The organism is Aeromonas sp. YN13HZO-058 (assembly GCF_001921245.1).
GTDB classification, from domain to species: Bacteria; Pseudomonadota; Gammaproteobacteria; order Enterobacterales; family Aeromonadaceae; genus Aeromonas; species Aeromonas allosaccharophila.
Genome location: NZ_MQSY01000065.1, coordinates 1 through 12,765 on the forward strand (window position 1 = coordinate 1; position 12,765 = coordinate 12,765).

The following is a 12,765-nucleotide window of genomic DNA, read 5'->3' on the forward strand; positions in this document are numbered from 1 at the left end:
GGTGACTCATGCTGAACCTTATCCCTGATGCCAAGTGGGACTCATGATCTCACATCAGGGACTTGTTCGCACCTTCCCTAGCCGCAACATTTGACAAGAGAGGCTGGAAATTGCCTGAAAGATTAGACCGTGTATATGATTCATCGTCAGCACAGAACAGACTGGGCTGGTTGCCAATACATGGTTTTGAAAGTGTTCTAGAAATGCTCGATGCAGAAACAGCAGAGGTTTTGCCAGTTTCATGCGCAGCCAATAAATTGCTTAAAACAGATCCCTCACCTTTTTGATTCAAATGTTGGGTAAAGGGAAATCCGGATACCCAATCAGCCGCTATCCATAAAAAACCACCGACCTGCAAAAGGTCGGTGGTTTTTTTATCGGTGGTAGATAACGGGTAGCCGATACGAAGGGTTCGCTACCTCAACTTTCGCCCGGGAGCGAGCACTACTCTTCCTGCTCCTCCGGTTGTCTCTCCTCACCCCGTATCTGTAGCAGCTCCTCGACCCTGGCTTGCCACTTATCGTGGGCCTGTTTGCGCTCCTGCTGCATAAATGCTTCTCGCATGGTGTCGATTTTCTGGTCAAGTGTTTCCATCAGAGTGTCTCCTTGTGTGACCGCGTAAAGACTGGCTGACGGCGCGTTGGCCAACCTGCTCCCCTAATCTGACACCGCTAATGCCGTTACTGCCCAATCAAATAATCGATTGGAAGTAGGAAAACCAATCTAAAAATCCTTTTCCGTGCGTGCTCCATCACATCACCACAAGGAAAACAGAGAGCTCAGAACGGGATGATCTGGCGCGCGGCTAACACCAGATTGAGTGTGGTCGCCCCCCTTTTCAGGGGAATGGGGCGCAGCGATATAACCGGCTGCAGTCGCCAAACCAATGAAAAGACCCCCTCTCGCCCAGCGGCAAGAGGGGGTCTTTTTGTTTGTGCCGCTGACTAACCGGCTATTGCATCAAGTTATCAGGCCAGCGAGACAAAGATCCCGGCCAGGGTGGCGCTCATCAGGTTGGCCAGGGTCGCCGCCAACACCGCCTTGAAGCCCATATTGGCCACATCGTGACGGCGCTCCGGCGCCATGGTGCCGATAGAGCCAAGCTGCACCGCAATGGAGCCCAAATTGGCGAAACCGCAGAGGGCAAAGGTAATGATGATCTGGGTATGGGCGCTCAGATCGGCCTTGATATTGGCAAAGTCCAGATAGGCGACGAACTCGTTCATGATCACCTTCTGACCGATGAGCGATCCTGCCGCCATCATCTCGCTGGCGGGCACGCCAATCAGCCAGGCCACCGGGGCAAACAGATAACCCAGCACCTGCTGCAGGGAGAGATCGGCCCAGCCGAACCACTCGCCGACGGTGGTGAGACCAGCGTTGATCATGGTGATGACGCTGACAAAGGCGAGCAGGATAGTGCCGATGGCCACGGCGATCTTCATGCCGCTCATGGCGCCGCCCGCCAGCGCGTCTATGGCGTTGCTGTAATCGCTCTTGTCGAGGGTGATCTCGGCCTGCTCGCGCACCTGCTGCTGCTCCGGCACCAGTAGTTTGGCCATCAACAGGCCACCCGGCGCAGCCATAAAGGAGGCGGCGATCAGGTATTTCAGATCGACACCCAGCCCGGCGTAACCACCGAGCACCGAGCCTGCCACCGAGGCCATGCCGCAGGTCATCACCGCAAAGAGCTCGGAGCGGGTCATGCCGGCGAGGAAGGGGCGAATAAGCAGCGGCGACTCCCCTTGCGACAGGAAGATATTGCCGGTAGCCACCAGGGATTCGGCGCGGCTGGTGCCGAGCAGGCGGTGCACTGCGCCGCCCAATACCCGGATCACCCACTGCATGATGCCGAAGTGGTAGAGCACGGCGATCAGCGCGCTGATAAAGATCACCAGCGGCAGCACCCGCACGGCGAAGATAAAGCCGTTGCTGGCCAGATCGCCAAACACGAAACGGATGCCGCTGTCGGCAAAGCCGAGCAGAGCTGAGACGCCATTGCTCATGGCACCGAGCATGATTTGTCCGGGGGGGAAATAGAGCACCAACGCAGCAAAACCGGTTTGCAGGGCGAGCGCACCCAGCACGGTTCGCCAGCGGATGGCTCGGCGGTTTTCACTGGCCAGCCAGGCGATAAGCATCAGGGCCAGCATACCGACCAGACTCAATAACAGTGTCATCTTGCACCTATGAAGAGAGGAGTTTCATATGGCAAGTCTGCAGACAGGCGTCGCGGGCGATCCGGCGGGAAAGGTGCCGACCCACGCGACACGCAGACCACAAACCTACAGGTTAGTGGCGGGTCCCATCCTGGGGTCATTCACGTTCCGGGTGACAGCATGTATCGGGTGACGCCAGTACCGTCGCAGGGGGAGATGCGGCCGGGTGGCAGGTCGGGCGGCGATGGTACAGTGATCCCCGTCACAGAAAAAGCGGTAAAACGATTGGCCGGAGTAACTTTTCATGTCATTGACCGAAATGGTCAAACAAGCAGCGAGCGGCCGGGTTTGCTCAGGCAGAAGATGATTGTCGTTTGCGACCCATTTGACCCGCAGGTTAAATATGCAACAGCGAGCGACAGAAAAACTGGTTTAAGGATACAGATCACAGTGTTACCAGCACATATTCCACTGGACACCCTATTAACATTCACCCTGCTGACTACTTATTCATATCATCAACACTATCGTCATTTGGATTGAAAACTTATTTTCTCGCGCATGTTAATAATCGGTATATAAATAACAAAAAATCCCCATCGAGCTGTCATTTTTGGCCAGTGACTTTCCCCACAGCCCCGGCTAAAAACGACGACTTCTTATAAATCAGCTCTATAAAACTGATATCTCAACGAATTTACTCTCGCTACCATAAAAGCAAGGATGAAATAAAAACGTTTTTCACATTAAACGCCTTTAAATTTCTTTATTCTCATCAAGAAATATAAAGTCGCTCATATAATGAGCGCCCTTGATGCGCTGACTTCAGCACGATAATGACCATGCGCAATACAATTAAAATAATCAGAAAAACAACAATAAACGCAATTAAATCAAAGCGATACACTAATTCCATCAGCGAATTAGTTAATAGAAACATATCATCAATAAGTCGTTTGATTATTTAATGCACTCTCCTTAGCCTTGGACGGCACAATCAGTTTAAAAACTATAAATTTATCAGTTCAGACTATTAGGAACACACGCAACATGCACAAAATCCTGCTCGATCAAGCTATGGAACTCACTAAGGCTCAAGGAGAGTGCTGGATCGTTTTAAAAGATGGCTCAATCAAAGCCGTTAATGTCGGCGATATGCTTCCTAAGGGTGTGCTACTGGTATCCCCTGCGGAAGTAGAATTGACACCGCCAGCAATGGCGAGTGTGGATAACCCTATTCCATACGACACCATTCCCTCCGATGGGGGTGAAATCGATCCCGCCGTTGAGCAAGAACTGGCTGCCATCCAGCAAGCTATTCAGGATGGGCAGGATCCGACCGAAATCGCCCAGGCAACCGCCAGCGGCGGTGATACCGCAGGAGGCCTCGCAGGCTCCGGTAATGCGGGCGTCATCGTCACCGAACGTACCGCCAGAGCGACCATTTCCGAAGCGGGTTTTGATACGACCCATAACAGCCGTGACCCGCAGCGCCTGGATGCGCTGCCGGGTGACGAGATCGCCGGCAAGATAGCGCATCCGCCGGTTGCCTTTGATCAGCAGCAGATCATTTCGGAAGACACGCCGACCCTGTTCGCTCAGGTTCCGACCGCGCAAGATCCCGATAGCGACGGCATCAATCCGCAGGGTTACACCCTGGTGAGCGGCGTACAGAGTGGTCAACTGACCCTCAATGCCGATGGCAGCTACCAATATATTCCCTCCCCCGAGTTTCAATCCCTGCGAGAGGGTGAGACGCGACAGGTCTCCTTTACCTATATTGCAACCGATCCGAGTGGCAACCAGAGTGCCCCGGCCACGGTGACCATTACCATCACCGGCACCAACGACATCGCCACCATCGGCGTTGCCACGCCGGGCGCTGACCAGGATGCGGTCAAAGAGGACGTGACCCTCACCACCGGCGGCAAGCTGGTCGCCACCGATGTCGATAACGGCGAAGCGGTGTTCCAGCCCCAGACTCAGGTCAAGGGTGACCACGGCACCTTCACCATCGACCAAGATGGCAACTGGACTTACCAGCTCGACAACGATGATCCGCAGGTGCAGGCCCTCAAAGAAGGGGAAGCCTTGCCGAACGAAACCTTCGTGGTCAAGAGTGCCGACGGCTCCGCCCAGCACACCGTCACCGTGACCATCACCGGCACCAACGACATCGCCACCATCGGCGTCGCGACTCCGGGCGCAGATCAGGGCGCCGTCAAAGAGGACGTGACCCTCACCACCAACGGCAAGCTGGTCGCCACCGATGTCGATAACGGCGAAGCGGTGTTCCAGCCCCAGACTCAGGTCAAGGGTGACCACGGCACCTTCACCATCGACCAAGATGGCAACTGGACTTACCAGCTCGACAACGATGATCCGCAGGTGCAGGCCCTCAAAGAAGGGGAAGCCTTGCCGAACGAAACCTTCGTGGTCAAGAGTGCCGACGGCTCCGCCCAGCACACCGTCACCGTGACCATCACCGGCACCAACGACATCGCCACCATCGGCGTCGCGACTCCGGGCGCAGATCAGGGCGCCGTCAAAGAGGACGTGACCCTCACCACCAACGGCAAGCTGGTCGCCACCGATGTCGATAACGGCGAAGCGGTGTTCCAGCCCCAGACTCAGGTCAAGGGTGACCACGGCACCTTCACCATCGACCAAGATGGCAACTGGACTTACCAGCTCGACAACGATGATCCGCAGGTGCAGGCCCTCAAAGAAGGGGAAGCCTTGCCGAACGAAACCTTCGTGGTCAAGAGTGCCGACGGCTCCGCCCAGCACACCGTCACCGTGACCATCACCGGCACCAACGACATCGCCACCATCGGCGTCGCGACTCCGGGCGCAGATCAGGGCGCCGTCAAAGAGGACGTGACCCTCACCACCAACGGCAAGCTGGTCGCCACCGATGTCGATAACGGCGAAGCGGTGTTCCAGCCCCAGACTCAGGTCAAGGGTAACCACGGCACCTTCACCATCGACCAAGATGGCAACTGGACTTACACACTCAACAATGATGACCCGCAGGTGCAGGCCCTCAAAGAAGGGGAATCCCTGCCCAACGAAACCTTCGTGGTCAAGAGTGCTGACGGCTCTGCCCAGCACACCGTCACCGTGACCATCACCGGTACCAACGACATCGCCACCATCGGCGTCGCCACGCCGGGCGCTGACCAGGGCGCCGTCAAAGAAGATGTCACCCTCACCACCAATGGCAAGCTGGTCGCCACCGATGTCGATAACGGCGAAGCGGTGTTCCAGCCCCAGACTCAGGTCAAGGGTAACCACGGCACCTTCACCATCGACCAAGATGGCAACTGGACTTACACACTCAACAATGATGACCCGCAGGTGCAGGCCCTCAAAGAAGGGGAATCCCTGCCCAACGAAACCTTCGTGGTCAAGAGTGCTGACGGCTCTGCCCAGCACACCGTCACCGTGAACATCACCGGTACCAACGACATCGCCACCATCGGCGTCGCCACGCCGGGCGCTGACCAGGGCGCCGTCAAAGAAGATGTCACCCTCACCACCAACGGCAAGCTGGTCGCCACCGATGTCGATAACGGCGAAGCGGTATTCCAGCCCCAGACTCAGGTCAAGGGTGACCACGGCACCTTCACCATCGATAAAGATGGCAACTGGACTTACACACTCAACAATGATGACCCGCAGGTGCAGGCCCTCAAAGAAGGGGAATCCCTGCCCAACGAAACCTTCGTGGTCAAGAGTGCCGACGGCTCCGCCCAGCACACCGTGACCGTCACCATCACCGGCACCAACGACACCGCCACCATCGGCGTCGCCACGCCGGGCGCAGATCAGGGCGCCGTCAAAGAAGACGTGACCCTCACCACCAGCGGCAAGCTGGTCGCCACCGATGTCGATAACGGCGAAGCGGTGTTCCAGCCCCAGACGCTGGTCAAGGGTGACCACGGCACCTTCACCATCGACCAAGATGGCCATTGGACTTACACACTCGACAACGATGACCCGCAGGTGCAGGCCCTCAAAGAAGGGGAATCCCTGCCCAGCGAAAACTTCGTGGTCAAGAGTGCTGACGGCTCTGCCCAGCACACCGTCACCGTGACCATCACCGGTACCAACGAGGCCCCTGATGCGCAGGATGATGGCCTTGCCAGCGACAAGATCGTCACTCTCGATGCACAGAACTGGGATACCAGCGGCGATATCAAGGTCGATTACTATGTCATCGATGCCACAACCGGGCAGAAAGTGGCCGATGCCGAGAAATCCGATTACACCGGCGATGGCGACCACCGCTTCGGGGTGAAATCCGGTATCGAGCAACCTGGCGCTGACAGCGTTCAGGCAGGGCAGATCGGCTACCTCGACAGCGCGAACCAGAGCGAAGCCATGCGCTTCACCTTCCAGCAGGGTCAGGTTGCCGACCATGCCACCATCGAGGTCAAAAACCTGTGGAACGACCAGGCGCATGGCGGCTGGGAGCCCGGTGTCGAGCGAGGAGTCTGGAAAGCCTTCTACAAGGGCGAACTGGTGGCGACCGATATCTTTGAAGGCAACGCTGGTGGTAAACAGAATGTGCAGATCGATGCCGGTGGCCGCTACTTTGACACCATCGAAATGTCAGCCCTCGGCTATAAGGACGGCATCGTCGATCCGCAAGGCTCGGAGTACTTTATCACCAAGGTCACCGCTGATCTGACTCGCTTCGATCAGTCTTATCAGACCAATGAGACCGGCGTGCTCTCCCTCGACGTATTGAGCAACGACTCCGATCCCAACGGGGATGCCATCGCTATCGTGCCGGGGAGCTACCCGGACTATGTCACCCTGGTCAATGGCAAGCTGCAGTTCGATGCCGCCAAATACCTGCTGACGTTGCCGGAGGCTGAACGGGATTTGGTCGCGGGCGAGGCCAAAGAGATCACGTTTGAGTACACGATTCGCGACATTCACGGTGCCACCGATCACGCCAACGTCACCATCACCCTGATCGGTGAGAGCTTGCCCGCACCGGCTCCCCTGCATGTGACTGTGCAAGAGGATGGACTGGCAGGCGGCGCGCATGCCCACAGCCAAGGCTCACTGCCGGGCGCTCAGGATGCCACATCCCACGACTACCAGTTTGCAACCCGGCAGACAGGTACGGCAGTCAGCAGTGGTGGCAAGCCACTGAGCTACGAGGTGAGCAACGATGGTCTGACCCTGACCGGCTTTATCACGGAGGCGGGCCAGAAGGTCACTGTGCTGACAGCACAGCTGAACTCGCAGAACGGCACTTATGAGCTGGATCTGTTCCGCCCGCTCGATCATGGTGCTGCCGGCAAGGACACCCTCTCTCTGCCGTTCGAGCTCGATATCAAGGTTGGCAACCAGCACACCAAGGGAGAACTGGTGATCGATGTGATCGACAGCGCCCCTGCGCCTGCCCACATGACGCTCACCACCGGGGATATGGCACCGCAATCCAACTCCGTCATCATTGCGCTGGATATGTCCGGTTCCATGGGAGAACCGGTGCAGGATGCCGATGGCAACACCACCACTCGCTGGGCACTCTCGCAACAGGCTATCAAGGCGATGTTCGAGCAGTACGACAAGCTGGGGGATGTGCAGTTCAAGATTGCCACCCACGCAGGCAACCCGGATGGGCAGATTTCTGGCTGGCTGCACTCCCTGGCCGACATCCAGCAGTTCTTCAGCAAGCTGAGCCCGGGAGGCTGGACTCCCTACACTCAGGCACTTAACCAGCTCGATACGATTCTGTCAGATAGTCAGAATCAGCAGGAGATGGCGGGAAGCAGCAAGCAGTTCTACTTCCTCTCCGATGGCGCCCCCTCTGACTTTGACTACTGGTTGAACGGTAGAGACAAGTCAGACATGTTCCGCGAGCGCCTGATGAAGGGCATCAGCCCGGATGAAGTGGGTGGCGAGCAGCACTATCAGGATCTGCTCACTGGCCGGGTCGCACCGACCCATGCCGAGCAGTTGCTGATCTTGGGCGAGTCCATGGAGCACATTCTGGATCAGCATGGCAACCCCTTTGACAACGTCAATATGCTTGCCATCGGCCAGAGCTCCTCGCTGGAGTATCTGGCGCCCATGGCGGGTCAGGATGGCACCGCCATCAAGGTGGAGAAGGATGCCGACATTATCAGCACGCTGACCGAGTCGGTCCCGGGCCAGCTGCACGGGGATCTCACCGGATCGTCGATCGAAGGGGAGTGGGTCGAGAGCATGACCCATGATGGCCAGACCTATTTCTACGATCAGCAGAAAAACGGCATCTTCGCCCACCACAGCGATAGCGACATCAAGGTGACCGATGGCAGCAAGCTGACGCTGGATACCGCCAATGGCAAGCTGGCGCTGAACTTTGAAACCGGGCAGTACGACTATCAGGCCAAGGATGTGCATGGCGATGGAGAGGACAAGTTCCTCCTTACCCTGCGCGATGGTGACGGAGATACCGCCGAAACCAACCTGGATATCGCCGTTCAGGATCTGGCTGGCGGTGTTGCAGCCCCAATCAGTCTGCGCATGGCGGCAGCGCCGACAATGACCAGCGAGATGGTCAGCGACGAGGATACGAGCAGCCAGGCCACCCACGACGAGATGCAGGATGAGCTGATTGATTTCAGTACACTCAGCCTGGCAGCCCCCCAGAGCAGCGAACTGCAGAGTCAGTCCGCTGCGACGCTGGCGTTCAGTGAGCTGCTCGATAGCGGCGATAGCGAACTGGATGATCTGCTGGCACAACTGGACTCGGCAGTGCAAGGTGTCGCAACGAGCAACGGGAACGATCCTTACAGCTCATTTGCGGATCACAGCATGCCCAATCTGAATGGCGCGTCCATCCAGGATCAGCTGTTTGATGAACTGGCGCTGCATCAGCAGTTCGTACAGTAACACCCTCGTCATCGCGAGATAGTCAAAACCCCGCTCCGGCTGATACCTGAGCGGGGTTTTCTTTTCTCTGCCGGTTCAGATAACGCATGTGACCAAAAGGGGGATGTGTATGGCACGAAGTGCCAGATACACAGACGCCCTCCACAGGGAGGGCGTATCAGAGCGGTTGATCTGCCGAAGCGATCAGAACGGTCAATGCAATCAGACGAACGACGTGCCTTATTTGGCGGCAGGCACGGCGTTAAAGGTGAGCAGGGCTGCCTTGTTGGCATCGCTCAGGGTCAGCTGGTTGCCGTTGATGGAGTAGGTGGCCACCTTCTCAAGCTTTTGCAGGTACTCCATCTCTTTGTTCATCTCATCGCCGATGCACATCATGCGAGTGGAGCCCATAGCCCCCAGCGTCAAGACACCGTCACCCTGCTTGGTGATACCGCCAAAATAGCGGTTGCAGCCGCCCTTGCCCGCCACCTTGCCATCGACAACTTGCAGGGTAAAGGTATCGCCGGTAGCGCCTTGCAGCTGCCAGCTGGATGCTTGCAGTTGAGCCATGCTGGAACCTGTTGCCATTGCGCAGCCTCCCAGTGCCAGCGCGGCCAGCAGAGTCAGTTTCTTGTTCATGGATTCACCTCTTAATGATTAGAGCCATCAATACGGCAGCCTGTTTATCATGGGTGGCGCCCATGCCAAAGGATTTTATTGTGATCTCGCTTCACTTTACTACCAGCTGGCATGTGCCATGCTTGTGCCATGCTTAAGTTCAGTTCCGGACCCAGGGAGGGGAAAAGAATGACCAAGGCGTTTCTCATCACACTGCTTGCATCCTGCGCCAGCATGGCCGTACAGGCCGCCGACTGGGCAGTGGTTCAGCCGCAATCCAACCCGTCTCTCTATGTCAAAAGTTACTCGGGTGTGCTGCTCAATGGCCATAGCCATCACAGCGACAGTTTTGATCTCTGGCTGGTCAATAGCGGCTATCAATATCCGGTGGTGGATGATGTGACCCTCTTTATGGAAGCGGGCCCGGCAGTGGCGGATCAGAATCGCACATCCGGTTTCAATATGAGTTCGGGGGTGCGCTACCAGCTCTCTCCGGCATTCAATATCGGCAGCCAGATCAAGCATCTCGATCTCAACAAGGCCAGCACCCTGCTGGAGCTCAACTCCAGCCTGCTGCTGACCCCCAGACTCTCCCTCACCGCCAACTACGGCGTCAGCGCCATCACCGCCGATCAGGCGCTGAGTCTGGGCGTAGGCTTTAACTTCTGATGATCACAGCAGCGGCGTGGCGCTCACCACCACGCCGTTGCGATCCGCATAGACGTAATCCCCTTCGTGGATGGTCACGCCGGCAAAGCTGACCACAGCCCCCAGCTCACCCAATCCTCGCTTCTCGGTCTTGACCGGACAGGCTGCCAGCGCCTTGACCCCGAGCGCCAGCGTGGCCAGTGTGCCGACATCCCGCGCCGCGCCGTGGATCAGGATCCCCTCCCACCCCTGCTCCACTGCCTTGACCGCCAGCTGATCGCCAAGCAACGCCCGGCGCAACGAGCCGCCGCCGTCGATCACCATCACTTTGCCGTGACCGGGGCGGGTCACCAGATCCCGCACCAGACTGTTGTCTTCATAACAGGAGAGCGTCACGGCGCGGCCATAAAAGAGGGGCTTGCCGCCAAAATCCTGAAACACCGGGTCAGCCACTTGCAGCAAGTCACCGTGTTGATCGCAGAGGTCGGGCAGGAGATCCAGCATGATTTGATTCCTTTCAGATACATGAAGGTGTTCATTCTTTCATCAGTCAAGGTTTCTGGCAATCCAGAAGGATTCAATATTGCCCAGACAAACTGCTGATTTATCAGTCAATACCGACACCAGCCAGAGCTGGCCATCCGCCACCCAGTAGAGGGCATTCTGGCCAAAACGCGCGGCCAGCTGACGGGCTTGCGGCAGGGAGAGCGCCACCGCCAGCGATGACTCCTGCCAGCGCTCATTGGGGTCAGATCCCCAAAACGGCCCCACCACGGGCACCTGCAAATCCACGGTCAGATGGCGCCACAATGCCCGCTCCCGCCGCCGATTGCGCCGTTCGCCGACCCACTGGCTGGCCGGGTTCCAGGCGGTAATGATGGCAAAGGCAGACCAATCAGGTGGCTCAAATGGCGCGATAAAGCAGATTTTCTTGTAGTTTTCCCACAAAATCATGTCAATCACATGTTACATTCCATTACATTTTATAGGGGCGAAAACCCGGTTAAGGCCAAGTATGATGCAGCTGTGCCAGGGTTTGACCTATATCAAAACAGAGTTAAAAAGTTGCTATCTGACGGCAAAGAGTGTTGTTATGCTCCTGTTAACTGATAAAATGCGGCAACTTTCGTAATGGACGACCTTTCCAGGCTCTGCTCGACCAGACTTGTCGGGAACCTATAAGTGGCACAGGGATACTTGCCGGTACTGATGCCTAATTCGCGATATTCCGACCTGACTCTCATACCCAGGATGACGTAATAAATTTTCAGGATCAGTCAGGAAATCGGTTTGTAACGCCAAAGAGTGTTAAATTTAAGATAATTAACTGATAAGAATCTGGGAATACTCATGCAAACACCACACATTCTGATCGTCGAAGACGAGCTGGTCACACGCAATACCCTGAAAAGCATTTTTGAAGCGGAAGGCTACATCGTGCTCGAAGCCAACAACGGCGACGAAATGCATCAAGCCCTCACTTCCCACACCATCAATCTGGTGATCATGGACATCAACCTGCCGGGCAAAAACGGCCTGCTGCTGGCCCGTGAACTGCGTGAGAACGACAACATCGCCCTGATGTTCCTGACCGGTCGTGACAACGAAGTGGACAAGATCCTGGGTCTGGAGATCGGCGCCGATGATTACATCACCAAGCCGTTCAACCCGCGCGAACTGACCATCCGTGCTCGCAACCTGCTGAGCCGCACCATGAACGTGGCTGCCGGTGGCGAAGAGAAGAAGCTGGTTGAGCGCTACCTGTTCAACGGCTGGGCGCTGGATATCAACAGCCGCGCACTGGTCAGCCCGACTGGTGACATGTTCAAGCTGCCGCGCTCCGAATTCCGCGCCATGCTGCACTTCTGCGAAAACCCGGGCCAGATCCAGACCCGTGCCGAGCTGCTGAAGAAAATGACCGGCCGTGAGCTCAAGCCCCACGACCGTACCGTCGATGTGACCATCCGTCGTATTCGCAAGCACTTCGAAAGCGTCAACGACACCCCGGAGATCATCGCCACCATCCACGGCGAAGGCTACCGTTTCTGTGGTGAGCTGGAGCAGGAATAAGCTCCAGCTACACTGCTGATCTGAAAAGGCGCCTCGGGCGCCTTTTCTGTCTCTGCGGTTTACCTTAATGCAGAGATAAGGAATAAACACTGTGATCGTTGCGTCACACGCTGAACAAGATGAAAAACAAAAAGCCCACTCGCAGGAGTGGGCTTTTTGTTTTGAAGCTGGAGCGGGCAGCGGGAATCGAACCCGCATCATCAGCTTGGAAGGCTGAGGTAATAGCCATTATACGATGCCCGCCTGGCATCTGAAATTTGGAGCGGGTGATGGGAATCGAACCCACGTATGCAGCTTGGGAAGCTACCGTTCTACCATTGAACTACACCCGCGTCAGGGCTCCTACTATATGCATTTTGCCGCCGAGCGCAATGGCGCCTTTGCCACT

9 protein-coding genes and 2 tRNA genes are annotated in these 12,765 nt (G+C 56.7%); 4 read left to right on the plus strand and 7 right to left on the minus strand.

Translation table 11 applies throughout. From position 1 onward, the window contains the following. Window positions 1–444: 444 nt before the first annotated feature. Window positions 445–594 carry a hypothetical protein gene (locus tag BSP75_RS21620; RefSeq protein WP_005338159.1) on the minus strand — a complete coding sequence of 50 codons (150 nt, stop codon included), beginning with the start codon at window positions 592–594 and terminating at the stop codon, window positions 445–447. A 374-nt stretch (window positions 595–968) separates the two neighbouring features. After that, window positions 969–2,180, minus strand: coding sequence for a NupC/NupG family nucleoside CNT transporter (locus BSP75_RS17800; protein WP_075114088.1), 1,212 nt, complete (start codon window positions 2,178–2,180; stop codon window positions 969–971). A gap of 159 nt (window positions 2,181–2,339) precedes the next feature. Between BSP75_RS17800 and BSP75_RS21625 the strand changes: the two genes are divergently transcribed. Together BSP75_RS21625 and BSP75_RS17805 are read left to right on the plus strand one after the other, a co-directional pair. Then, complete coding sequence (locus tag BSP75_RS21625; protein ID WP_148140760.1) at window positions 2,340–2,702, plus strand: hypothetical protein; 363 nt, start codon at window positions 2,340–2,342, stop codon at window positions 2,700–2,702. A 534-nt stretch (window positions 2,703–3,236) separates the two neighbouring features. After that, window positions 3,237–9,062, plus strand: a complete 5,826-nt coding sequence (locus BSP75_RS17805; RefSeq protein WP_171971604.1) for a retention module-containing protein — start codon at window positions 3,237–3,239, stop codon at window positions 9,060–9,062. 219 nt (window positions 9,063–9,281) lie between these two features. On the opposite strand, the gene BSP75_RS17810 is transcribed toward BSP75_RS17805, so the two are convergent. Beyond that, window positions 9,282–9,680, minus strand: coding sequence for an META domain-containing protein (locus BSP75_RS17810; protein ID WP_075114090.1), 399 nt, complete (start codon window positions 9,678–9,680; stop codon window positions 9,282–9,284). A gap of 168 nt (window positions 9,681–9,848) precedes the next feature. On the opposite strand from BSP75_RS17810, the gene BSP75_RS17815 reads away from it, so the two are divergent. After that, window positions 9,849–10,328 (plus strand): hypothetical protein, encoded by a 480-nt coding sequence (locus BSP75_RS17815; protein ID WP_075114091.1) that lies wholly within the window; start codon window positions 9,849–9,851, stop codon window positions 10,326–10,328. Window positions 10,329–10,331: 3 nt separating this feature from the next. Here the strand turns inward: BSP75_RS17815 and BSP75_RS17820 are convergent, their stop codons facing one another. Further along, complete coding sequence (locus BSP75_RS17820; RefSeq protein ID WP_042657514.1) at window positions 10,332–10,811, minus strand: putative 4-hydroxy-4-methyl-2-oxoglutarate aldolase; 480 nt, start codon at window positions 10,809–10,811, stop codon at window positions 10,332–10,334. Between the two features lie 42 nt (window positions 10,812–10,853). After that, window positions 10,854–11,261, minus strand: coding sequence for a DUF3293 domain-containing protein (locus BSP75_RS17825; RefSeq protein WP_083617234.1), 408 nt, complete (start codon window positions 11,259–11,261; stop codon window positions 10,854–10,856). A gap of 396 nt (window positions 11,262–11,657) precedes the next feature. On the opposite strand from BSP75_RS17825, the gene arcA reads away from it, so the two are divergent. Then, on the plus strand, window positions 11,658–12,377 hold the full coding sequence (gene arcA / locus BSP75_RS17830) for a two-component system response regulator ArcA (RefSeq protein WP_005338193.1): 720 nt from the start codon (window positions 11,658–11,660) through the stop codon (window positions 12,375–12,377). 168 nt (window positions 12,378–12,545) lie between these two features. Here arcA and BSP75_RS17835 read toward each other — a convergent pair. Continuing rightward, window positions 12,546–12,620, minus strand: a tRNA-Gly gene (locus BSP75_RS17835). Between the two features lie 15 nt (window positions 12,621–12,635). After that, a tRNA-Gly gene (locus BSP75_RS17840) sits at window positions 12,636–12,709 on the minus strand. Window positions 12,710–12,765: the final 56 nt, after the last annotated feature.